Annotated in this window: 22 protein-coding genes; 16 read left to right on the top strand and 6 right to left on the bottom strand. The window is 69.9% G+C overall.

The window, feature by feature from the left end; genetic code table 11:
* Positions 1-79: 79 nt before the first annotated feature.
* Positions 80-1468 (bottom strand): hypothetical protein, encoded by a 1389-nt coding sequence (locus tag ASF54_RS06000; RefSeq protein ID WP_055959800.1) that lies wholly within the window; start codon positions 1466-1468, stop codon positions 80-82.
* A gap of 161 nt (positions 1469-1629) precedes the next feature.
* Here ASF54_RS06000 and ASF54_RS06005 point away from each other — a divergent pair, with 161 nt between their 5' ends.
* The 3 genes from ASF54_RS06005 to ASF54_RS06015 all read left to right on the top strand — a co-directional run bounded on the left by ASF54_RS06005 (position 1630) and on the right by ASF54_RS06015 (position 3485).
* On the top strand, positions 1630-2487 hold the full coding sequence (locus ASF54_RS06005) for an HpcH/HpaI aldolase/citrate lyase family protein (RefSeq protein WP_055959803.1): 858 nt from the start codon (positions 1630-1632) through the stop codon (positions 2485-2487).
* A 97-nt stretch (positions 2488-2584) separates the two neighbouring features.
* A complete protein-coding gene (locus tag ASF54_RS06010) occupies positions 2585-2863 on the top strand; it encodes a hypothetical protein (protein WP_055959805.1) in 279 nt (92 codons plus the stop codon).
* 4 nt (positions 2864-2867) lie between these two features.
* On the top strand, positions 2868-3485 hold the full coding sequence (locus ASF54_RS06015) for a hypothetical protein (protein ID WP_055959808.1): 618 nt from the start codon (positions 2868-2870) through the stop codon (positions 3483-3485).
* Positions 3486-3514: 29 nt separating this feature from the next.
* On the opposite strand, the gene ASF54_RS06020 is transcribed toward ASF54_RS06015, so the two are convergent.
* On the bottom strand, positions 3515-4507 hold the full coding sequence (locus tag ASF54_RS06020; protein ID WP_055959811.1) for an alpha/beta fold hydrolase: 993 nt from the start codon (positions 4505-4507) through the stop codon (positions 3515-3517).
* Between the two features lie 179 nt (positions 4508-4686).
* Between ASF54_RS06020 and ASF54_RS06025 the strand changes: the two genes are divergently transcribed.
* Positions 4687-5352 carry a PadR family transcriptional regulator gene (locus ASF54_RS06025; RefSeq protein WP_055959815.1) on the top strand — a complete coding sequence of 222 codons (666 nt, stop codon included), beginning with the start codon at positions 4687-4689 and terminating at the stop codon, positions 5350-5352.
* A gap of 221 nt (positions 5353-5573) precedes the next feature.
* Entirely contained in the window at positions 5574-7013 is a 1440-nt protein-coding gene (locus tag ASF54_RS06030) for an MFS transporter (protein WP_055959818.1), read from the top strand.
* A 115-nt stretch (positions 7014-7128) separates the two neighbouring features.
* On the opposite strand, the gene ASF54_RS06035 is transcribed toward ASF54_RS06030, so the two are convergent.
* Positions 7129-7821: an NAD(P)H-hydrate epimerase gene (locus ASF54_RS06035; protein ID WP_055959821.1), complete on the bottom strand. Its 693-nt coding sequence runs from the start codon at positions 7819-7821 to the stop codon at positions 7129-7131.
* Between the two features lie 57 nt (positions 7822-7878).
* On the opposite strand from ASF54_RS06035, the gene ASF54_RS06040 reads away from it, so the two are divergent.
* The 6 genes from ASF54_RS06040 to ASF54_RS06065 all read left to right on the top strand — a co-directional run bounded on the left by ASF54_RS06040 (position 7879) and on the right by ASF54_RS06065 (position 13177).
* On the top strand, positions 7879-8679 hold the full coding sequence (locus tag ASF54_RS06040; protein WP_055959824.1) for an alpha/beta fold hydrolase: 801 nt from the start codon (positions 7879-7881) through the stop codon (positions 8677-8679).
* Positions 8680-8831: 152 nt separating this feature from the next.
* Positions 8832-10139: a M18 family aminopeptidase gene (locus ASF54_RS06045; protein ID WP_055959827.1), complete on the top strand. Its 1308-nt coding sequence runs from the start codon at positions 8832-8834 to the stop codon at positions 10137-10139.
* Positions 10140-10291: 152 nt separating this feature from the next.
* A complete protein-coding gene (locus ASF54_RS06050) occupies positions 10292-10492 on the top strand; it encodes a hypothetical protein (protein WP_055959830.1) in 201 nt (66 codons plus the stop codon).
* 238 nt (positions 10493-10730) lie between these two features.
* Positions 10731-11678 carry an ABC transporter ATP-binding protein gene (locus ASF54_RS06055; RefSeq protein ID WP_055959833.1) on the top strand — a complete coding sequence of 316 codons (948 nt, stop codon included), beginning with the start codon at positions 10731-10733 and terminating at the stop codon, positions 11676-11678.
* Positions 11675-12565 carry an ABC transporter permease subunit gene (locus tag ASF54_RS06060; RefSeq protein ID WP_055959836.1) on the top strand — a complete coding sequence of 297 codons (891 nt, stop codon included), beginning with the start codon at positions 11675-11677 and terminating at the stop codon, positions 12563-12565. The genes ASF54_RS06055 and ASF54_RS06060 overlap by 4 nt, the downstream gene beginning before the upstream one ends.
* A gap of 123 nt (positions 12566-12688) precedes the next feature.
* Entirely contained in the window at positions 12689-13177 is a 489-nt protein-coding gene (locus ASF54_RS06065) for a glutathione peroxidase (RefSeq protein WP_055959839.1), read from the top strand.
* Positions 13178-13216: 39 nt separating this feature from the next.
* Here the strand turns inward: ASF54_RS06065 and ASF54_RS06070 are convergent, their stop codons facing one another.
* Entirely contained in the window at positions 13217-14122 is a 906-nt protein-coding gene (locus ASF54_RS06070) for a helix-turn-helix transcriptional regulator (RefSeq protein ID WP_055962181.1), read from the bottom strand.
* A 102-nt stretch (positions 14123-14224) separates the two neighbouring features.
* Between ASF54_RS06070 and ASF54_RS06075 the strand changes: the two genes are divergently transcribed.
* Both ASF54_RS06075 and ASF54_RS06080 read left to right on the top strand, forming a co-directional pair.
* Positions 14225-14917: an SDR family NAD(P)-dependent oxidoreductase gene (locus tag ASF54_RS06075; protein WP_055959842.1), complete on the top strand. Its 693-nt coding sequence runs from the start codon at positions 14225-14227 to the stop codon at positions 14915-14917.
* A gap of 82 nt (positions 14918-14999) precedes the next feature.
* The gene (locus ASF54_RS06080; protein WP_200919568.1) at positions 15000-15329 is read left to right on the top strand and encodes a hypothetical protein; all 330 of its coding nucleotides are present in this window, start codon (positions 15000-15002) and stop codon (positions 15327-15329) included.
* 36 nt (positions 15330-15365) lie between these two features.
* On the opposite strand, the gene ASF54_RS06085 is transcribed toward ASF54_RS06080, so the two are convergent.
* On the bottom strand, positions 15366-15728 hold the full coding sequence (locus ASF54_RS06085) for a hypothetical protein (protein ID WP_055959845.1): 363 nt from the start codon (positions 15726-15728) through the stop codon (positions 15366-15368).
* Positions 15729-15904: 176 nt separating this feature from the next.
* On the bottom strand, positions 15905-16903 hold the full coding sequence (corA, locus tag ASF54_RS06090) for a magnesium/cobalt transporter CorA (RefSeq protein WP_055959848.1): 999 nt from the start codon (positions 16901-16903) through the stop codon (positions 15905-15907).
* Positions 16904-16989: 86 nt separating this feature from the next.
* Here corA and ASF54_RS06095 point away from each other — a divergent pair, with 86 nt between their 5' ends.
* Genes ASF54_RS06095 through ASF54_RS06105 form a run of 3 tightly spaced genes read left to right on the top strand, consistent with a single transcriptional unit; the run spans position 16990 to position 22909 of the window.
* Positions 16990-17598: a 4'-phosphopantetheinyl transferase family protein gene (locus ASF54_RS06095; protein ID WP_055959851.1), complete on the top strand. Its 609-nt coding sequence runs from the start codon at positions 16990-16992 to the stop codon at positions 17596-17598.
* Positions 17595-21620, top strand: coding sequence for a Pls/PosA family non-ribosomal peptide synthetase (locus ASF54_RS06100; RefSeq protein ID WP_055959853.1), 4026 nt, complete (start codon positions 17595-17597; stop codon positions 21618-21620). Before ASF54_RS06095 ends, ASF54_RS06100 begins: the two co-directional genes overlap by 4 nt.
* Complete coding sequence (locus ASF54_RS06105) at positions 21617-22909, top strand: M1 family metallopeptidase (RefSeq protein WP_055959856.1); 1293 nt, start codon at positions 21617-21619, stop codon at positions 22907-22909. The genes ASF54_RS06100 and ASF54_RS06105 overlap by 4 nt, the downstream gene beginning before the upstream one ends.
* Positions 22910-23209: the final 300 nt, after the last annotated feature.

The raw sequence follows: 23209 nt of genomic DNA on the forward strand, positions 1-23209 counted from the left end.
AGAAACTGCCGCCTACCGACCACGCAGAGGGCGATTTGTGCACTCTCGGCGCGGGCGGGGGCGGCAGCGTCAGGTCTAGCTAGGCCTCTTCGACGGCGAAGCGATCGACCTTCTTGTGGAATCTCATGCCCGCGAGACCACCGAGCAGGGCACCGCCGATCGACAGGACGACGATCAGCCCTTCGGCGATGAGGGCCTCGACCGAGGTGAAGGTCTGCAGGGTGACGGGATCCATCTGGTCTTGCAGCGTCGAGACCGTGGTGCTCTGGCTGGCGACGACGATCAGCACGACCGCGGCGATGACCGTCATGAAGACGCCCCACAGCCAGACGGCGAGACCCTGCTTGACCCCGGAGAACCGTGCCATCCGCCCGGCCACGAACCCGCCGACGAAGTACGACAGGAACAGCACGACCAGCACGATCACCAGCGCGGTGATCTGCAGCGTCTGCGCGCTGAGCTCGGAGCCGAACGACTTGACCGTCGCCTGCTCCCCCGTCAGCAGAGAGGGCTGCGCGAAGCCCGAGACGCCGGCGATGCCACCGACGATCACGTAGAGCAGACCGGCAAGGCCCACGGCGGCGAGCCAGCCAAAGAAGCCAGCGCCGAAGTTGATACCACCGAATTCCTGCTTCTGTTGGAACGCCAACTCGTCGCGGAACTGCCGACGCTGCGCGATCTCCTCGGGCGAGAATCCGTTGTCGCCGGCGATGCCGTCGGTGAATCCGAGGCTCTCGGCGGGCGAAGTGCCGAGGTTCGAGATGGGCGTCGTGCTCGTCTGCGCGGGCATCGCCTGCGTCGGAGGCGCGTACGGAGTCGGCGTGATGACCGATGTCGGGGCCGCATACTCGCTCGGCGACGCCGGGGCCGGCGGCGGGGTCCACGCGGCGGTCGAGCTGGTCGCTGCGGCACCCGCGCCCGCGCCGGCACCGGCGGCGGTCAGGCGCGTGTCGCCGAGGTCATCCGACTCGGGAGCCGGAGCGGAGCCCGGTGCAACCGGTGCAGAAGGCGAAGGATCCGACGGCTCGTCCGAGCGAGCGGCCTCCGCTGCACGCAGAGCACTGTCGTCGTGGAGGACTCCCGTCGCGGGGGCACCCGTCGACACCTGGCTGGTCGGCTCGCTCAGCGGCGGTACCGGGCGGTCTTCGGGTGCGACGGCGGGCTCGGCTGGCTCGGACTGCGCAGCGACTGCGGAGTGCTCAGCGGCGGGCTCGGCACCAGCGGGCTCCGCGGGCGTGGCGGCGGCGGAGTCAGCGGCGGCTGCCGGATCCTGCACTGCCGTTTCGTGCACCTCAGGCTCGGTCGCGGGCACGCGGTCTTCCGGTGCCACCGCGGGCTCCCGCGGCGCGTCATGCTCGGTGGTCTGGCCGGTCTCGGTCTGGTGGTTCGGAACGGCTTCGGACTGTGCTGTCACGGGCTCGTCGCCGTCGTGCTCACCCTTCGGGGCGGGCGTGTTCGGATCCGTCATGATTGCTCCTCGTGATCGGTAGTCACGCGGACAGTACCCCGAGTGGAGCTCTCGAAGCGGCTCCCCCGCCGCTCCCGACCGAACCGGCGCGTCCAGGCGAGCCTCTGCCACAGCCCGGTAGCGTGTTATCGACGTATCGACGACGAACATCACGAGGTGCCATGAACGAGACTTCCGCCAGCCCCGCGCCGGCCCGCCAGCGACCCGATGCCGAGATCGCCCGATCGTGGCTGCTCGTTCCGGGCACCAAGCCGGAGCGCTTCGACTCGGCAGCGAAGTCGCGAGCCGATCAGATCGTGCTCGACATCGAAGACGCCGTCGACCCGAAGCGCAAGCCCGCGGCCCGCGACGACGTGGTCGCCTGGCTCGAAGGCGGCGGCGAGGCGTGGGTGCGCATCAACGACCGCTCCAGTGATTTCTGGTCGGACGACGTCGACGCCCTGGTCGGCCTCCCCGGGCTTCTCGGGGTCATGCTCGCGAAGACCGAGGCCGCCGAGCACGTCACCGAGACCTTTGACCGCCTGCACGGCGTGAAGCGGGTGCTGGCCCTGGTCGAGTCGGCGGTCGGTATCGAGCTCTCTCCGTCGATCGCGAGCGCGCGCGGTGCGTTCCGCCTGGCGTTCGGCTCGGGCGACTACCGCCGCGACACCGGCACCAGTGCGGACGACATGGCGATGGCCTACCCGCGCTCCCGGCTGGTCGTCGCGTCACGCATCGGCGAGCTGCCCGGCCCGATCGACGGCCCCACGGTCGGATCGAGCCACCCCGTGCTCCGCGAGCAGTCGTCGATCGCTGTGGCTCTCGGCCTGACCGGCAAGCTCTGTCTCGACGTCGATCAGCTGCCGGTGATCAACGAGGTCATCAGCCCGACGTCGTCAGACACGGCGTGGGCGCGCGACTTCCTCGCCGACTTCGAGAGCCGGGGCCGAGAGATTCGCGACGGGAGCGACCTGCCGCGTCTCGGCCGGGCACAGAAGATCGATCGTCTCGCTCGCGCGTTCGGCGTGCTCCCCAACTAACCGCGCCCGACGGGGTGCCGCGTCGACCGCGGCACCCCGGGGCCGCACCGAGACGCACGGCCGAGCGCGTCACGGCCCGACGTGGCACGCTGGGCTCATGCCTGGTCACCCCCGCCGCAGCGTGACGCGCATGACGCTGCCCGAGGCGGAGCGCATCGTCACTCTCGCGCACGACGGCGCGCTCGACCGCTCTGACGAGAGCGTCGAGCGCATCGTCCGCGAAGCGCACGTGGTCGTCCAGCGCAGCTCGATGTGGGGCTCGGCGCCGGGCAATCCCGCGCGCAAGCGCACGGTCGTCGTGTTCCTCCTGTCCGGGGCGCTCCTGGGCGTCTGGATCGTCGGGTTGATCGCACCTTTGATCATGGCCGGGGAGTGACTCCATGGCGACCCGCCCTCGGATCCTCAGCTCGCCTCTCGCTCTGCTCGCCGCCCTGGCGGTCGTCGGGTTAGTCGCCGGCATCGGCGTCGCGCACGACCGGGCGACGTCGACGAGCCTCGCTCACGGCGAATCGGCTCAGCCGCCCTGGCCCGCTCCTCCGGTCAGCGAGCGGCGCGAGCGCGCGGCAGCCGCCGACCTGCCGAACGTCTACGGCGTGAAGCTCCAGCAGCACATCCACACGCACCTGTCGATCACGATCGACGGGGTCGCCGCGACGGTGCCCGGGCAGATCGGACTCCACGAAGACAACCGCTACGCGACGGCACTGCACACGCACGACACCTCCGGCATCATCCACGTCGAGTCGCCCGACCGGCGCGACTTCACGCTTGGGCAGTTCTTCACGGAGTGGAACGTGCGGCTCGACGCGCGCCACGTCGGCGCCCGGGGCGGCGACATCGGCGAGGTGCTCACGGTCTTCGTCGACGGTCAGCGTCGCGCGGGCAACCCGGCGTCGATCGTGCTTCACAACCTCGACAGCATCGATCTCGTGGTGGCTCCCGCCGGCACGACGGCCCGCCCCACGCCGGCGTTCGACTGGCCCGGCAACTACCGCTAGTCGCGCCCCGGGCCGCGACACCCGAGCCTCTACTCTTCGGCGCGCTCGTGCGCCTCGTGCATCGCCTCGGCGTGCTCCGTCTTACCCTCGGCGATCAGCGCATCGTCGCGTTTGAGCATCCCGAAGGCCTCAAGGATCCGCCCGCGCATTCCTTTCACGAACGTCGCCGGGGATTCGTCGATCGACGGCCGCTGGATTCCGGCGGCCTTGTGGTCGAACACGCGCAGGGTGCCGCCCTCGTCGTATTCGATCGGCTGCTGAGCGTGCTCGACACAGAGCCGAGCGACCTCCTCGGCGTTGGCGTGCATCACCGAGTGCGCCGCCCCCGGGATCTCCCAGAGCCGCGACGACGGCAGCAGCTCACCGACCCGCTTGACCCAGTCGCTCGGGGCGACGGCGTCGAACTCGCCGCGAATCACGAGGGTGTCGGCCTTGACGTGGGGCAGCGCTCGTTCGAGCGGGAAGGTCATCATCTTGGGCAGGATCCGAGAGAACCACTTCACACCGCAGAAGAGGTAGGCAGAGAAAGCCAGCGCTTTCACTCGGCCGGGCTCGTGCAAGGCCGCCTGCACGAACCGGATCGCCTGCGTCAGGAGGCGTCGCTCGTTCGGGTTGATGACGGGGCCGATTAGCACGACGGTCGAGAGATCGGGCCGGCGGGCGACGAGGTCGGTGACGACCTGCGTTCCCATCGAGTGGCCGACGACGACCGGGTCGTCGAGCTGCATCTCGTCGATGACGCGACCGACCAGGTCGGCGTACTGGCGGATGGTGAGGGCGCTGTCGGGGTGCGGCACACCGGCGAAGCCGGGCAGGTCGAGCGCGTGCACGGGGCCGAACTGGTTCAGGTTCGGGGCGAGGCGTTCGAAGTAGTTGCTGGCGACGCCGATTCCTGGCACGAGCACGAAGGGCCTGGTGCCGGAGTCGCCGATCGTCGACACCCGGACGTAGACCTCGTCGCCGCCGTTCAGCGTCGCCTCGACGCGAGACACGGTGACGTCGGTGGAATTGCGGTGAGCCATCGGCCCAGTCTGGCAGGGCGGTGCGGCGAGCCGTCGGATCCTGGCTTTTCTCACCCGTGGTGTTGACTTAACGAACTATCGCGATATATCTTTGAGCTATCGCCGGAACGAACCGGCGCGAGCGGCCCGATCATTCGCCCCGCCCCCCACTTTTTTTCTCCTCACGAAAGGAGTACCCCATGGGTACCCACTACGAAAACCACAGCAATCACAACGACAGCCACGACGGCCCCCAGCGCCGCCATCACGACGACCGCCCCACCGGGCGCAGCGATTTCGGGCCCTTCCGCGGCCGTGGTCGCGGCTTTGGCGGTAGCGCGATGGGCATGGGCATGGGCCCCGGCTTCGGTTTCGGCCCCGGCGGCCCCGGCTTCGGCTTCGGTGGCCCCGGTCGCGGTGGCCGCGGTCGTGCCCGCAAGGGCGACGTGCGTCTCGCGATCCTGTCGCTGCTCGCCGACGCTCCGGCCAACGGCTACGGCCTCATGAAGGCCATCGGCGAGCGCACCGACGGCGCGTGGCGCCCGAGCCCCGGCTCGGTCTACCCGACCCTACAGCAGCTCGTCGACGAGGGCCTCATCACGGTCTCGGGCGAGGGCCGCCAGTCGGTCTACGAGCTCACCGACGAGGGCCACGTCTATGTCGGCCAGCACGGCGACGAGATCGCCAAGGCCTGGGGCGACGCGACCGAGACCGACGCCCACCACGACGAGTTCATCGGCTCTGCCGTCAAGCTCGCCGGAGTCATCAAGCAGTTCGCCTTCGATGCCACGCCTGAGCAGCGCACGGCCGGCAAGGAGAAGATCGACGAGCTGCGTCGCGCGCTCTACACGATCCTCGCCGACTGAGCCCTGGCGGGCTGAGCTCGTCAACCGCGCCTGAACCCTCGCGGGAAGGCCTGCGAGGTGGTCCTACGACCACCTCGACGGCCGCCCGCGAGGGTTTTCGTCGCTCCAAAGGCTTTTGCACACCCCGCAGGATTTTCCGGACAGCGGCTTGCCCCGCGACTATCGTCACCTCGAGTTGCACCACCCATCGGCGGTGCGCCCACCGCGAGAGGGAGAGACGGATGTCGACTGCGACGAACACCGGAGGGCCGGTGAGGAGCCTCGTTCCGGCCCGGATGGACCGCCTGCCCTGGACGCGATTCCACTGGTCGATCATCGTGGGCCTCGGTATCTCCTGGGTGCTCGACGGGCTCGAGATCCAGATCGTCGCCTCGAACGGGTTCTCCGACGAGTTCAACATGACGTCTGGGCAGATCGGCGCTCTCGGCACGACCTACCTCCTCGGCCAAGTGGTCGGCGCCATCGTCTTCGGCCGCCTCTCCGACAAGCTCGGCCGCAAGAAGCTCTTCATCCTCACGCTCGTGATCTACCTGGTCGGCTCCGGTCTCGCCGGCCTCTCCCCCGCCGTCTGGTTCCTGTTCGCGATGCGGTTCGTCGCGGGTCTCGGCATCGGCGGCGAGTACGCCGCGATCAACTCGGCCATCGACGAACTGATCCCCGCGAAGTACCGCGGCCGGGTCGACATCGCCATCAACGGCACCTACTGGGGCGGCGCTGCCCTCGGTGCGGCCACCAACTACTTCTTCCTGAACCGCGCGATCTTCGACGTCAATGTCGGTTGGCGGCTGGCGTTCTTCATCGGGCCGGTGCTCGGGATCCTGATCATCTTCCTGCGCCGCAACATCCCGGAAAGCCCGCGGTGGCTGATGACGCACGGCTACGAGAAAGAGGCCGAGGCCACCGTCGACGACATCGAGGCACGGGTGACGCGCGAGGGCGGCCACCTCGAGCCGGTCGACGACAAGCTCGCCATGGAGGTCAAATCGACCGACAGCATCCCGTTCACGACGATCGTGCACGTGCTGTTCAAGGTGTACCCGAAGCGGACCCTCGTGGGTGCCACGATGATGATCACGCAGTCGTTCCTCTATAACGCGATCTTCTTCACGTACGCGCTCGTGCTCACGAACTTCTACGATCTGAGCAGCAGCAACGCGCAGCTGTACTTCTTCCCCTTCGCCATCGGCAACCTGGTTGGGCCGCTTGTGCTCGGACCGCTGTTCGACACGATCGGCCGCCGCAAGATGATCTTCAGCACCTACTTCATCTCGGGTGCCGTGCTCGCGGTCTCGGCCGCGCTGTTCAGTGCCGACCTGCTGACCGCCACCACGCAGACGATCTTCTGGTGCGTCGCGTTCTTCTTCGCCTCGGCCGGTGCGTCGAGCGCCTATCTCACCGTGTCGGAGATCTTCCCGCTCGAGATCCGCAGCCAGGCCATCTCGTACTTCTTCGCGATCGCGCAGATCTTCGGGGCTATCGCACCCGTCGTCTACGGCGCGCTCGTGGGCGAAGGAACCGACCGCGGCCCGCTGACCATCGGCTACTTCCTCGGCGCCGGCATCATGATCGTCGGAGCCGTGGTCGCCGCCATCTTCGGCGTCGACGCCGAGCGCAAGGGCCTGGAGTCGATCACGCAGCCGCTGAGCGTCGTGAAGCCCTAGGGCCGGAGCGCCTGGCACCACATTTCGGGCATGACACCGTCGATGGGCGGTGTCATGCCCGTTTTGTGGTGTCGGGCCGCCTTGTGGTGTTGGGCAGCCTTGTGATGTCGGGCGGCTAGGCCACGACGGCGGGCTCCACGCCAGACAGGTCGAGCCCGATCTCGACGAGATGCACCCGACCAGCGAGACCGGAAGCCGGCGGCAGCAGCAGCCCGGCCTTGACGGCGCCGAACGTCACGGTCACGAGGGCCGGCAGCACCAGCCGATCGGGCACGCTTCCGTCGTCCGGCCCCACTCCCGAGGGCACGTCGACCGCCACCACCACGGGCGCACCGGCCATCCGCATCAGCACCCGCGGGCGAACGGCCTCGACGACGTCGCGGGCGCGACCGCGAAGCGAAGGATCCGGGGCGGCGCCGATTCCGAGGATCCCGTCCACCACCACATCCACGCCGCTCAGCACGGCCGCGAAGGCGTCCGCATCGACCGAGGCGTCGCGCGCGGAAGCCGAGGCGCCCGCAGCAACCGCGGCGGCGAGCCCCGCGTCGTGGACGCGCGAGCCGGTGGTGAGAATCCGCACGTCGTGCCCCGCTTCGGCGAGCGCGGCCCCGGCGTAGAGCGCGTCTCCGCCGTTGTCGCCGGATCCTGCGATCACCAGCACCACGCCCGGTGTCGTTCCTCGCGAGGTGAGCACCCGTTCGATCTCGGCCGCGAGGCCGGCGGCGGCGCGCGCCATCAGCGGCTCGCCGCGGTCGAGCAGAGGTTTCTCGGCGGCGCGGATCTGGTCGGACGAGTATCCAGAGGTCATCCCGCCATGCTGGCACCGCGGTCACTGCGGCGCTCCGCCGCACGCCAGAATGGTCTGATGCGTGCGACCACCCGAAACCCGACCGACGGCACCGAAATCGCCTACGAAGTGTCAGGATCCGGCGACCCGCTACTCCTCGTGCACGGCTCGGGCCTGTCAAAGGGAACCTGGCGCGGCCTCGGCTACCTCCGCGACCTCGAACGTGATTTCACGGTCATCGCCGTCGACCTCCGCGGCCACGGGCGCAGTGGCAAGCCGCACGACGCGGCGTCGTACCAGCCGGAGGCATTTATCGCCGACGTGTTCGCGGTACTCGACGCCACCGGCCTCGGCCCGGTGCACTTCGTCGGCTATTCGATCGGTGCCCGCATCGGCCTCCGGATCGCCGCCGCGAATCCTGAGCGCCTCCGTACCCTCACGACGATCGGCGGATCGTTCGAGGCGATGACCGACAAAATCGCGCTGACCTTCTTTCCGACCTGGCGCGAGGCGCTCGACACCGGGGGCATGGACGCCTTCGTCGACGCGTGGGGCGCCCACCGAGGCCAGGCGATCGACGCTTCGACAGCTCTCGCCTTTCGGCAGAACGACCCCGTGGCGTTGCGCGCGTACTTCGACGGCATCGAGGCCGCCGAGCCACTCGGTCTCGACGGGGCCGCGGCGATCACCGTGCCGACCCTGCTGCTGGCCGGCACCGACGACCCCGACCGCTTCCGGCAGTCGCGCGAGGCCGCCAAGCGCATGGCGACCGCCAGCTTCTTCGAGCTGATCGGCCAGGATCACAGTTCGTCGCTGCTGCCCGTCGACGAGGTGTGCGACCTGATCCGCACCTACGTCGAGCTGCAGGGCGCCGCGTAGCCCGTCCGTGCGTGCGTGCTGCGTGCTGCGTGCGTGCAAATTTGAAGGAGAAACCGCCCAGCGACCCCCGCCGATCGGCATGACTGCGTTCAGCCGAGGGTGTTTCTCCTTCAAATTCGGCGGAGGGGCGCATCTGAGGCAGTCTTGACGGCGTGACTACCGCGCCCAACACCCACGCCCTCGATGCCCACGTCGCCGACTTCGCCTCGTTCATCCAGGCCTCGCCGTCGTCGTACCACGCGGCCGCCGAGGCCGCCCGGCGCCTGACCGAGGCCGGCTTCGCCAGGCTCGACGAGCGTGATGCCTGGCCTGCAAGCCCCGGCCGCCGCTTCGTCGTGCGCGACGGCGCCGTCATCGCGTGGATCCAGCCGGCCGGCGCGACGCCGACCACCCCGTTCCGCATCGTCGGCGCGCACACCGACTCCCCCTCGTTCAAGCTCAAGCCGAACCCCGACACGGGCAGCCACGGCTGGTTGCAGGCGGGCGTCGAGGTCTACGGCGGGCCTCTGTACAACTCCTGGCTCGACCGCGATCTCGAGTTCGCGGGTCGTCTCGTCACCCGTGACGGCTCGGTACACCTCGTGCGTTCCGGTCCGGTGCTCAGGATCCCCCAACTCGCGATCCACCTTGACCGCGGAGTGAACGACGCACTGACCCTCGACCCCCAGCGGCACCTGCACCCGATCGTCGGCGTGGCCGGTGGCACGGGACGAGGATCCGACATCCTCGCCGAACTCGCAGCTCTCGCCGGCATCTCGGCCTCCGACGTTCGCGGGCACGACGTGCTCGTCGCCGACACCGCGGCTCCCGCCCGCCTCGGATTCGGCGGCGAGCTCCTCGCCGCGGGCCGCATGGACAATCTGACCAGCGTCCACGCCGGGCTCACCGCGCTGCTGCGCGACGCCGACGCCCTCGCCGACTCCGATTCGATCGCCCTCTTCGCGGCGTTCGACCACGAGGAGGTCGGCTCGGAGAGCACCTCGGGTGCCAGCGGGCCGTTCCTCGCGAACGTGGTGACTCGGGTATCGGCGGGACTCGGCGCCGATGAGGCCGACCGGATTCGCGCTCTCGCCGGATCCTGGTGTCTCTCGTCGGACGCCGGCCATGCCGTGCACCCGAACTATCCGGAGCGCCACGACGCCGGCAACCGACCCGTTGCGAACGGCGGCCCGCTGCTCAAGATCAACGCCAAGCAGCGGTATGCGACCGACGGCCCGGGCAGCGCCGAGTTCGCCGCCGCGTGCGAGCGCGCCGGGGTGCCGTTCCAGCCGTTCGTGTCGAACAACGCCGTTCCGTGCGGCTCGACGATCGGACCGCTGACCGCGACGCGCCTCGGCATCCGCACCATCGACGTCGGTGTGCCCCTGCTGTCGATGCACTCCGCCCGCGAACTCGCGGGGGTCGAGGATCTCGTGTCGCTGGCTGCTGCGGCCGGCGCGTTCTTCCGCGGCCGCGACTGACTAAGCGAGGCCTTCTAGCCGTCCGCAACCGCGCGCGTCAACCCCGCCCGTACCCTCTTGATGTAGACCGAACCGTCTGCCATATTCATTGGCATGGAGCTCTACAGGAGCCAGCGGGGGTCCGATCGGAGTGCGCGACCGGCGGTGCTGGCATGACCAGTAGCTACTCGAGCGACCCTCGCGTGCCACCCCTGCACGTCGAGCATCTCGGCAAGCGCCGCAGGCCTTCTCCGCAGGCTGCAGAAGAGGTCCCGCCCGTGAGGCCGTCGGCGGATCAGGGCCCGTCGTACGAGGACTTCCTTGAACTCGAGTCCGAGCCCGGCACCGACGAGCTCCCCACCCAGGCCTGCTAGCTTGCGCTTCCTCTCCCTTGCCGCCGCGCCCGCGGGCCCCCGCGTTGCGCCGTGCCGCGCCGCGCCGCAAAGCCGCTGACGCACCCCCGTCTGGCCCATTCCGGACTGGCAGCCGGGGGTTCTTTGGCCGCCCGGGGGTGCCTCACGCTTCGGGCGCACAGTGCCACAGGCCGTGGTACCGCAGGACGATGTGGCCGCGACCGATCGCCAATAGCGTCAGAGCCATGGAGCAAACAGCATGATCCACGCACAGAATCTCACCAAGCGCTACGGCGACCGGGTCGCACTCGACCACGTGTCGTTCGACGTGAAGCCCGGTATGGTCACCGGGTTCCTCGGGCCGAACGGCGCCGGCAAGTCGACCACGATGCGCCTCATCGTCGGCCTCGACCGCGCCTCCGAAGGAGACGTGACCGTCAACGGCAAGCACTACTCGGAGCACCGCGCCCCTCTTCGCGAGGTCGGCGTCCTGCTCGACGCGAAGGCCGTCCACCGTGGGCGCAGCGCCTTCGACCACCTTCTCGCGATGGGTGCCACCCACGGCATCGGCAAGAAGCGCGTCGACGAGGTCATCGCGCTGACCGGCCTCGAGTCGGTCGCCAAGAAGCGTGTCGGCGGGTTCTCGCTCGGCATGGGGCAGCGCCTCGGCATCGCGGCAGCGCTGCTCGGCGATCCGGCGACGTTGATCCTCGACGAACCGGTCAACGGTCTCGACCCCGAGGGCGTCGTCTGGGTGCGTAACCTCGCCAAGCACCTCGCTCGCGAGGGTCGCACGGTGTTCCTGTCGTCGCACCTCATGAGCGAGATGGCTCAGACCGCCGACCACATCATCGTGCTCGGTCGCGGCCGCGTCATCGCCGACGAGTCGGTCGACAAGGTGCTCGCCCGTGCCAAGGGCGACGGCGTCCGCGTCCGCACGCCCCAGGTCGCCGAACTCACTCCCCTCCTCAACACGGCCGGGGTCACCGTGACCGGAACCGCCGCCGACCTCCTCGAGGTGCACGGCCTCCCGTCGTCGCGCATCGGCGAGATCGCCGCCTCGCAGGGCCTCGTGCTGCACGAACTCACGCCGCTCGCCGGCTCCCTCGAAGACGCCTATATGGCGCTCACCGCCGACGAGGTGGAGTACCGCGACACCGCGGCCGCCCCCTCGACCGCCACCAAGAACTCGGAGGTCGTGCGATGAGCACCGCTACCGCTCCTGCACCCAGCCGCTCGTCGACGCACTCGACGCTGTCTCGATTGACGTTCGGCGGGATCCTCCGCTCCGAGTGGATCAAGCTCCGCTCGCTGCGCTCCACCTTCTGGTGCTACCTGCTGATCCTGGTGCTGAACATCGGCTTCGCCGCGCTGGTGGCGTCGGTCGGTGTGGGAAGCGGCGGCGGGCCGGGTGACGGCTCGACGACGTCGACGGCGGCAGGATCCGGCATGGCCAACGCCACGGTTGCGGTCACTCTCGGAATCAACTTCACTGTGCTCATCGCTGCCGTGCTCGGCGCGCTCATGATCACCGGCGAATACGGCACCGGCATGATCAAGTCGACTTTCGCCGCCGACCCGCGTCGCCTCGGTGCGCTCTTCGGCAAGGCGATCGTGTTCGGCGTCGTGACCTTCGTCGTCGGCCTCGTGTCGCTCGTCATCGCGACACTCGTCGCCACTCCCCTGCTCGACTCGGAGAGCAACATCTCGATCGATTGGTCTGACGGCAGCTTCTGGCTCGCCCTCGTCGGCGGGGCCGGGTTCTTGGCTCTCGCAGGGCTGATCTCGCTGTTCCTCGGCGCGATCATCCGGGCGAGCGCCGGCGGTATCGCGGCGGGCATCGGACTCCTGTTCGTCATGCCGATCGTGCTCCAGATCTTCACCGGCCTGACGAATGCGAAGTGGGCGGCGAACATCGCGTCGTTCCTCCCGTCCAATGCGGGCGGACTCATGTTCGGCTACAGCGCCGGCGAGGCGAAGGTCGTCGACGGGATCGTCACCCTCGATCAGTTCTTCGGGTTCCTGGTGATGGTCGGCTGGGTGATTCTCACGGGCATCCTCGCTGTCGTGCTGGTGAAGCGCCGCGACGCCTAACCGCTGACGCCTCCGGGCTGATTAGCGAGATCGCACCTGTGGTCGGGGACACCCGACGACAGGTGCGATCTCGGCGTTAAGGCACGCGGCGAGCGCGACAGGTGTCGGTCGTAGGCTGGACGCATGAGCCTCTACGACATCCCCGTCGACACCGCGTCCGGCGACACCACGACGCTCGGCACCTACGACGACAAACTGCTGCTGGTCGTCAACGTCGCCAGCCGCTGCGGGCTGACCCCTCAGTACGGAGACCTCCAGCAGCTCCAGGAGAAGTACCGCGAGCGCGGCCTGCAGGTGGTGGGGTTTCCGAGCAACCAGTTCAATGGCCAGGAGCCCGGCACGAACGCTGAGATCCAGGAGTTCTGTGTCGCGACCTACGGTGTCGATTTTCCGGTCTTCGCGAAGGTCGACGTCAACGGCGCCGATCAGCACCCGGTCTACGGCGAGCTGACGCAGGTCGCCGACGCGACGGGCGAGGCCGGCGACGTGGCCTGGAACTTCGAGAAGTACCTCGTCGCCCCCGGCGGCCGGGTCATCGCCCGCGTTCGCCCGCAAGAGAGCCCGGCGGCCGACGAGTTCGTGGCTCTGGTCGAGGCGAACCTCCCCGCCTGACGCCAGCGAAGCGAAGCCGCGACGAGGGCGCAGGATCCGCTACACCGACCCCGACCCGGCCGATGCAGAGGGCTGCGCCTCGAGCGCCGACACCGCTGCCACCGCCGACACCCGCAGGAAGTCGAGCTTGTCGGCCGCGGACGACCCCACCGCGGCCGTGTAAGCCACGATCCGGAGGTCTGACCCGGCGGCGCTGAACACGTCGCAGTCGAGCTCGATGTCGCCGACGAGCGGGTGCAGGATCGTCTTGCGCTCCGACTGGTGCTCGGAGACGGCACCGGTCGCCCACATGGCGGCGAAGCGGGGGCTCGAAGCGAGCAGGTCGTCGACCAGTCGTCGCACCGACTGGTCGTTCGGGTACCGACCGTGCACCCCGCGCAGGTCGGCCACCAGTGAGCGTTGCAGATGCTCGGGGTCGCCGCTCGCCGACCGCACGGGATGCCCCTCCGGCCCGGCCAGGAGAGTGCCGCCGAACGACGCGCGCAGCAGGTTGCGCTCACCCGCCGCCAGGGTGGAGGGGTTGCCGAGCAGGGCCGCCCAGAGCGGACTCCAGGTGAGCAGCTCCCACGACGCGGTGAAGACCGCCACGGGGGTGGCTCCGAGGCGGGCGACGAGGCGCTGCACCCCGGGCGGGATGTGCCGCGGCAATTCGCCCCGCGACGGCGGCAGCAGACCGGCGACGACGAAGAGGTGATCGCGCTCCTCGCTGGTCAGCTGAAGGACACGGGCGATCGATGCGACGACCTGATCGGACGGATTGCGAGACCGCCCCTGCTCCAGCCGCACGACGTAGTCGACGCTCAGCCCGGCGAGGGCGGCGAGCTCTTCGCGACGCAGACCGGCGGCCCGGCGGTTGGGGCCCGCTGGCAGCCCGACGTCGGCCGGTGAGAGTCGATCGCGCCACGACTTGAGCAGGCCGGCGAGATCGCCGTGAGGATCCGACATGGTCACCATTGTCTCCCCGCCCGGCGTCGACAGGGTGGTACCGCCGGTCCGTCCCCTGACCGGAGCCTGGGCGACGCTCGGTGAGGGGCGCAGACTCGAACCATGACAACGACACTCATCTCAGGAGCCAACAAGGGTCTCGGCTACGAGACCGCCCGCCGCCTCATCGAGGCCGGCCACACCGTTTGGATCGGCGCCCGCGACACCGCCCGCGGACAGGCCGCCGCCGACGCGCTCGGCGCCCACTTCGTGCAGCTCGACGTCACCTCCGACGCCTCGGTCGATGCGGCCGTCGAGACGGTGAAGGCCGCCGGCGGCCTCGACGTACTCATCAACAACGCCGGCATCACCGGCCCGCAGAAAGACGCTGCCGACATCGCCGGCGACGACGCCGCTCTCGTCTTCGGAACGAACGTCGTCGGGATCGTGCGGCTGACGCACGCCTTCCTCCCGCTGCTGACGGCCTCCGCGGCGCCGACCATCGTGAACGTGACCAGCGGTCTCGGATCCTTCGCGTCGGTGCACGACCCCGACCGCATCGAATCGACCGTCGTCGCGCCGCTCTACACGGCCTCGAAGTCGGCCGTCACGATGCTGACGGTGCAGTACGCCAAAGCGCTGCCCGGAATCGCGGTCAACGCAGCCGACCCCGGCTATACGGCGACCGATCTCAACGGCAACTCGGGGCACCAGACCGTCACCGAGGGCACCGACGCCATCGTCGAGCTCGCCACCCGGGGTGCCGGCGCGCCGAGCGGCACGTTCATCGACCGCGACGGAGTGGCCGCCTTCTAGGGGTTGCGGGCTGTCGGAAGCACAACAGGTGCCGCCGACAGCCCGGAGTTGCGTGTTCACCTTCGTAGGCCACAATGTGCTCGTGACCAAGAAGATCGACACAGCCCTGAAAGATCTGACCAAGGCCCTCGAGAAGCACGCGCAGATCGTCGGCCTCAAGCCCGTCCCGCGCAAGAAGGCCGGCCGAGCCGCCGCCGAACTGCGCAGCGCGGCAGCCGCCTACGCCAACATCGTCGAGGCGAAGACCGGCCAGACGAACCCGTTCATCGACTTCCTCGACCCGGCGACGATCGACTCGCTGTCGAAGGAGCGCGAGCTCATCGTCGCCCACAAGGCCGCCGAAGACGACGCGCAGAAGAAGTCGGAGAAGAAGTCCGACACCGTTGAGGCGAAAGCCGCCGACGGCGAGTAACGCCTAGTCGGCGTCGGCTGGGGCGCGGCTGCGTCGCTACAGCGTCCAGTCGACCATCGCGACGAAGCGGCTGCCGATGTCGTCGACCTCGGTGCGCGAGTACCCCTCGGCCGGCTCCGGAACCTCGTCGGCCCCGTGGAAGTCGCACGAGAGGTACGTCCACTCCGGCCACCACTTCTTGGGGCGCACGTCTTCGGAGAAGCCGCAGACGACGCACTCGAGGTGGGCCCAGACGGGCTTCTTACCCGTGCGGTTGGCGCGGGACTGTACGAGCCACGCCGGCGGATCCTGCTCGATGGCTGCGAGCTCGGTCTCGCTGAGGCGAGCCGGGATGCCGTGGCGCGTCGCCATCTCGAGGGGGATGTCGAGGCGGAGGGCGGCGTCGCGGCGTGTGGGCATCCGACCACTCTAGGCGGGTGAGTGTCTGCGATCTGCTGCTGCGGCAGGTGGCACGGCACGACGCTGCTGCCGAATTTGAAGGAGAAACCTGCCGGCGAGGGCCGCCGATCCGCATGTTCTCGTCAGCAGGCCGCGGTTTCTCCTTCAAATTCGGACGAGGTCGCCCGGGCCCAGCGTCAGAGCCAGCGCCGCGACCGGAACACCCAGAAGAGGCCGAACCCGGCGGCGACCATCAGCAGCAGCGCGAACGGGTAGCCGAAGCGCCAGCTCAGCTCAGGCATGTGCGTGAAGTTCATGCCGTAGATCGAGGCGATCAGCGTCGGCGTGAACAGGATGGCCGCCCACGACGAGATCTTCTTGACCTCCTCGTTCTGCTGGATGCTCTGATCGGTCTGCCGACGCGTGACGATGGTCGCGTGCACGGTCAGCGCGTTGTCGAGGATCGCCCGGAACGACGAGACCCGCTCGACGATGAGCAGCGTGTGGTCTTGCACGTCGCGGAGCGAGCGCTGCAACTCGACGTCGACGCCGTACTTCTCGCTGCCGCGCTGCAGCCCGTCGAGCATCTTCACGAGCGGAACGACGGCGCGCTGAAAGTTTATGACCTCGCGCGACAGGTTGTAGATGCGCTCCGAGAGGCCGGTGCTCTCTTCGTTGAAGAGGTCGTTCTCGATCTCGTCGATGTCGTTCTCAAGGCCCGCGATGACGGGCTCGTACTCGTCGACCACCTGGTCGAGGATCGCGTAGAGCACCGCTTCAGGGCCGAGCGCCAGCAACTCCGGCGACGCCTCCATGCGGTGGCGCACCTTCATCAGGTCGGGCGACTCGGCGTGACGGATCGTGACCACGAACTCCGGGCCGAGGAAGATGTGCAGCTCGCCGAACTCGACGGTCTCTTCGCTGTCGATGTAGCGGGCGGGGCGGAGCACGGCGAAGAGGATGTCGTCGTACCGCTCGAGCTTCGCGCGCTGATGGCCGAGCAGGGCGTCCTCGACGGCCAGCGGGTGCAGGTCGAACTCGGCCGCAACCGAGCGGATCTCCTGCGGACTCGGCCGATAGAGGCCGATCCAGCCCATGCCGCCGCCCTCGTGCATGAGCCGATAGGTCTCTTCGAGGCTCGCGGGGGTCTGGGTACGTTTCCCGGCGACGTACACGCCGTTGTCGATCAGTGGCATGCCGACCAGGATGCCCCCTGCGGGTGAACGGCGCGTGGGTGGCGCGCCGCGGGTGGGCGGCTGCGGCGACTGGGTAGCGTCGAGCCATGGCGGACGTGTACCTGATCGACCTCGACGCCGCGAGCGCGCCACCGGAGGGTGCGTCGACCCCGCTCGACGCGGCAGAACGAGAACGAGCGGGGCGATTCCGCGACGAGCGCGACCGGCGGCGGTACATCGCGGCGCACATCGCTCTGCGAGAGCTTCTCGGCGAGGCGCGAGGGTGCGACCCGGCGAGCGTTCGGATCCTGCGCGCGCCCTGCGTCGTCTGCCTCGAACAGGACCACGGCAAGCCGTTCGTCGACGGCGGCCCCTACTTCAACCTGTCGCGATCGGGTCGATGGGCACTGATCGCGATCGCCGACGAGCCGGTCGGCGTCGATGTCGAAGAACCGCAGGATCCGGGGCGCCTCGACGCGATCCGGGCCGACGTCCTTGCGCCGGGTGAGACGACGAGCGGCGCCCCCGGCGATCTGCTGCGCGTCTGGGTGCGGAAAGAGGCGCAGCTCAAGGCGTCCGGAGACGGTCTCACACGGTCGATGGCGTCGTTCTCGGTCGACCCCCGCGTGGTCGACCTCGGGTTGCCGCACGGGCTGGTGGGCGCGGTCTGGTTCACGAGCGAGACACCCGCGACCACTAGGGTGCGACACCGATGAACACCTTCGAAGGCGGCCCGGGTCTTCTGCTGGGCACCGCGCGCACCCCACCGACCCGCACCCTGATCGCCGTGCTGCGGCAGACCGTCGCCGCTTTTCCCGAGGCGTCGGCGCTCGAAGACGACCGCGGCGCTCTGAGCTACCGCGAGCTCGCGGCCCAGGTGCGGGCCGCGGCCGGCGTGCTGACGGCGGCCGGAGTCGTGCGAGGCGACCGGGTCGGCGTGCGCATGCCGTCGGGCGACCGCTTTCTGTACATCGCGATCCTCGCGGTGCTGACGGCCGGTGCCGCCTACGTGCCGGTCGACGCCGACGACCCCGAGGAACGCGCGACTCTCGTCTTCGGCGAGGCCGGCGTGGTCGGAGTGATCGGCGCCGGGGGCCGGTTCGAACCGACCGGTCAGGGCACGGAGACACCGGGACGAGCTCGCCCCGCGGCGATCTTCGCGCAGGACGCCCCGCACCGCAGCACGGCCGACGTGACCGATCCGGCGCTGGCCGCGCAGGCCCCGACGCCCGACGATGACGCCTGGATCATCTTCACCTCGGGCTCGACCGGAACCCCCAAGGGTGTCGCGGCGAGCCATCGGTCGGCCGCCGCGTTCGCGGACGCCGAGGCCCGCATGTTCCTCGCGGGCGACGGCGTCGACCCGCTCGGACCGGGCGACCGTGTGCTCGCCGGATTGAGCGTCGCCTTCGACGCCTCGTGCGAAGAGATGTGGCTGGCCTGGCGGAGCGGCGCCTGCCTCGTGCCCGCGCCGCGCTCGCTGGTCCGCACCGGCGCCGACCTCGGGCCCTGGCTCGTGCTGCACGGAATCACCGTCGTCTCGACCGTGCCGACGCTCGCCGGGCTCTGGCCCGCCGAGGCGCTCGAGAGCGTGCGGCTGCTGATCTTCGGCGGCGAGGCGTTGCCGCCCGACATCGTGGACCGGGTCGCCGGCGACGGTCGCGAGGTCTGGAACACCTACGGCCCGACCGAGGCCACCGTCGTCACGACCGGCTCGCTCGTGCTGCCGGGTGAGGTCGTGCGCATCGGCCTGCCCCTGGACGGCTGGGATGCCGCGGTCGTCGACACCGACGGCAGGCCCGTCGCGGAGGGCGAGGTCGGCGAGCTGATCATCGGCGGGGTCGGGCTCGCCCGTTACCTCGACCCGGCGAAAGACGCCGAGAAGTACGCCCGCCACGAGGCGCTCGGCTGGGAGCGCGCCTACCGCTCCGGCGACCTCGTCCGGTTCGAGCGGGCGGGTCTGGTGTTCCAGGGCCGCGCCGACGATCAGGTCAAGGTCGGTGGTCGCCGCATCGAGCTCGGCGAGATCGAAGCCGCGCTGCTCGCCCTTTCGGGTGTGGGCGGAGCGGCCGCGGCCGTGCGCACGACCGACGCCGGCAATCGGATCCTCGTCGGGTATCTCGCGGTTCAGGATCCCACGGGGTTCGACCGCAGTGCAGCTCTCGACCGCCTGCGCGACGAGCTGCCCGCGGCCCTCGTGCCGTTGCTGGCCCTGGTCGAGGGCGACCTCCCGACCAAGACGTCGGGCAAGATCGACCGCGACGCGCTGCCGTGGCCGCTGCCGGCGACAGGCACGACGGCAACGGGCACGGCCGGAGCCACCGACGGGTCGAGCGCGGGGTTGACGCCCGACGAGCAGCTGCTGGCCGCCGACTGGCAGGCCGTGCTGGGGCTCGCCGTGACCGACCGTGACGGGAACTTCTTCGACCTCGGGGGCGGATCCTTGGCTGCCGCGCAGCTCGTCGCCCGCATCCGCGAGCGCGATCCGGAGTTCACCGTCGCCGAGATCTACGCGCTGCCCCGGTTCGGCGCGATGGCCGACGAACTCGCTCAGCGCGGCGGGAGCGCGGCCGTGAACGACGACTACCACCGGCCCGCGCCGACGCCCCTGCGCATGCAGTGGGTGCAGACGGTGCTCGGTCTTCCGCTGCACATTCTGAGCGGCATCCGCTGGCTCACGTATGCGTTGACCGCATCGACCGTGCTGCGCTCGGCCGACCCCGCCGGATTCGCCTGGCTTCCGAGCGTGAGCTGGATCGTCGTCACGGTGCTGCTGCTCGTGTTCGTCACCCCGCTCGGCCGAATGGCGATCTCGGTCGTCGCGGCGCGGCTGCTGCTGCGCGGAGTGCAGGCGGGCGATCACCCGCGCGGCGGCGGCGTGCACTTGCGGCTGTGGCTCGCCGAGCAGGTCGCGCATCAGATCGGCGCCGTAGGCCTCGCCGGAGCGCCGTGGATCAGCTACTACGCGAGAGCCCTCGGCGCGAGGATCGCGCCCGACGTCGACCTGCACGCCCTGCCACCCGTCACCGGCCTGCTGCGGGTCGGCCGAGGCGCCTCGATCGAACCCGAGGTGGACCTCTCGGGCTACTGGATCGACGGCGACGTCGTGCGGATCGGCGCCATCAGGATCGGCGCCGGGTCGACCGTCGGAATGCGCTCCACCCTGCTGCCCGGCACGCGAATCGGCAAGAATGCCTCGGTCGCGCCCGGTTCCGCCGTCTTCGGCCGCGTGCCCTCCGGCCAGGAGTGGGCCGGCTCCCCCGCAGCCCGCGTCGGCAAGAACCGGGCCTGGTGGCCCGCCGACCGGCCGTCCGCGCCCAAGCGCTGGTTCGCCGCGTACGGGCTGTCATCACTCGTGCTGTCGCTGTTGCCGGTGGCGTCGCTCGCGGCCGGCGGGGCTGTGCTGGCAGTCGGTGTCGCCGGATCCTCGTCTCTCTCCGATGCCTTCTGGCGCGCTCTCGCCTGGCTCGTGCCGGCCACGTTGCTCGCCGGCTTCACGTCCGCGGTGCTCGTCGTCGGGCTCGTGCGGCTGCTCGGTCTCGGCATCTCGGAGGGGGCGTTCCCGGTGCGCTCGCGCGTCGGCTGGCAGGTCTGGAGCACCGAGCGGCTGCTCGACCTCGCCCGCACCTTCCTCTTCCCGCTCTATTCGAGCCTGTTCACGCCCGTCTGGCTGCGCCTGCTCGGCGCCCGGGTCGGCCGCGACGTCGAAGCCTCGACCGTGCTGCTGCTGCCCGCGATGACGACGATCCGCGACGGGGCCTTCCTGGCCGACGACACCCTCGTCGCCTCGTACGAACTCGGCGGCGGCTATTTGCGAGTCGCCCGGGCCGAGATCGGCGAGCGCGCGTTCCTCGGCAACTCGGGCATGACCGGCCCGGGCCACAAGGTGCCGAAAGACGGCCTGGTCGCCGTGCTTTCGGCGGCGCCTCGCAAGTCGAAGGCCGGATCGTCGTGGCTCGGCTCGCCCGCCGTCCGCCTGCGCCGCACCGTCGCCGTCGTCGACGAGGCGCGCACGTTCCGGCCGCCCGCTCGCATCCGGGCCGCGCGTGTGCTGTGGGAGCTCGGGCGCGTGGTTCCCGTCATCGTCACCTGCCTCGTCGGCCTGACACTCCTATTCGCGCTCCTCGGCCTGGTCGACGCCCTCGGGGTCGGCTGGACCGTCGCGCTCTCGGGTGCTGTCATGCTCGCGACCGGGGCCGTCGCCGCTCTGATCGCGACCGCGGCGAAATGGGCTCTCGTCGGCCGCATCCGCGTCTCGGAGAAGCCGCTCTGGTCGAGTTTCGTGTGGCGGAGCGAGGTGGCCGACGTGTTCGTCGAGCTGTGCGCCGCCCCCTGGTTCGCCCAGCCCGCCGCGGGGACACCCGCTCTCGTCTGGTGGCTGCGATCGCTCGGAGCCTCGATCGGCAAGGGCGTCTGGACCGACAGCTACTGGCTTCCCGAGGCCGACCTCGTGCGCCTCGGCGACGGAAGCACCGTGAATCGCGGCTGCGTTGTGCAGACGCACCTCTTTCATGATCGAATCATGAGCATGGACACCGTCACCCTCGACGCCGGAGCGACCCTCGGGCCGCACAGCGTCGTGCTCCCCGCCGCCCGCATCGGAGCCGACGCCACCGTCGGCCCGGCCTCCCTCGTGATGCGCGGCGAGGGCGTGCCCGTTGGCAGCCGCTGGTCGGGCAACCCGATCGGCCCGTGGCGCGAGGTCCGCTTCGCCGACTACCACGCCGTCACCCAGTGAGCCTTTCGCACACCTACCTTCCTGACAGCGGAAACCCGGGGTATCGGACGATCTCGTACGACCTCGACCTGTCGTACAGGGTCGCCACGAACCGGCTCGAGGCAACAGCTACCATCCGCGCCGTGGCCCTGGCCGACCTGCGACGCGTCACCTTCGACTTCGTGCGCCTGCGCGCCTCCAAGGTCAAGATCGACGGCTCGCGGGCTCGCCACTCGCAGACCACCGCGAAGCTCTCCGTCGTGCCCGCCTCGCCGATTGCCGCGGGGGAAGAGTTCGTGGTCGCCGTCGACTACGCCGGAGCCCCCGCGCCCCGCTCGAGCACCTGGGGCACCGTCGGCTGGGAGGAGCTCACCGACGGCGTGATCGTGGCGTCGCAGCCGAGCGGCGCGCCCACCTGGTTCCCCTGCAACGACAACCCCGCCGACAAAGCCAGCTTCAGGATCCGGATCGCCACCGAGCAGTCGTACATCGCCGTCTGCAACGGCGAACTGCAGGGGCGCACGACGCGCTCCGGCAAGACCACGTGGGAGTACCGGCAAGACGAACCCACCTCCACCTACCTCGCGACCGTGCAGATCGGTCGCTACGAGCTCGTGCCGGTCACGTGGGGCGGAGTTCCCGGCGTGCTCGCCGGGCCGCCCGCCCTCCGCTCGCGGATCGGCCACGACTTCGGCCCCGTCGGCGACATGATGACGCTCTTCGCATCGCGCTTCGGGCCCTACCCGTTCCCCTCCTACACGGTCGTGGTCACCGACGACGAACTCGAGATCCCGCTCGAAGCCCAGGGCCTCGCCATCTTCGGCGCGAACCACGCCGACGGCCGCTCCGGTTCCGACCGCCTCATCGCGCACGAGCTCGCCCACCAGTGGTTCGGCAACAGCGTCGGTGTCGCCTCCTGGGGCGAGATCTGGCTCAACGAGGGCTTCGCCTGCTACGCGGAGTGGCTCTGGTCGGAGGAGTCGGGGCGCGCGACGGCGGCGTCTCTCGCTGCGTCCACTCACGCGCGCCTGTCGCGCCTGCCCCAGGACATCGTGGTGGGCGACCCCGGCCCCGCGCTCATGTTCGACGACCGTGTCTACAAGCGCGGTGCCCTGACGCTCGCCGCTCTGCGCGGGGTCGTCGGCGACTCTCGTTTCTTCGCGATCCTGCGCGCCTGGACAGACACCCACCGCCACGGAACCGCCACCACGAGCGACTTCGTGGCGCTGGCGTCGGCCACGGCGGGCGAGCCGCTCGCGGGGTTGTTCGACGCGTGGTTGGCGCGGGAGGCGTTGCCGGCGCTGGGGTAGGGGAGTGCGTGTGCGCGGGTGCGGGTGTGTGCGTGCGGGTGCGTGTGCACGGGTGCACGGGTGCGTGCGCGGTTTTCAGGCATACAGGCGCAGCGCCCTCACGCTCACGCGGAAGGACGTGACGCACGCGCCCACACTCCTGATGCGCGAACGCCGCTCACACATCAGGCATACAGGCGCGAGCCCGCACGCTCACGCAGAAGTACGAGGCGCACGCGCCCCCACTCCTGACACGCGAACGCCGCTCGCGCTTCAGGTACGCAGGCGCAGGGCGAGCGCGCTCACGCGGACATACGAGGC

It is taken from the genome of Frondihabitans sp. Leaf304 (assembly GCF_001423105.1).
Classification (GTDB): Bacteria; Actinomycetota; Actinomycetes; order Actinomycetales; family Microbacteriaceae; genus Frondihabitans.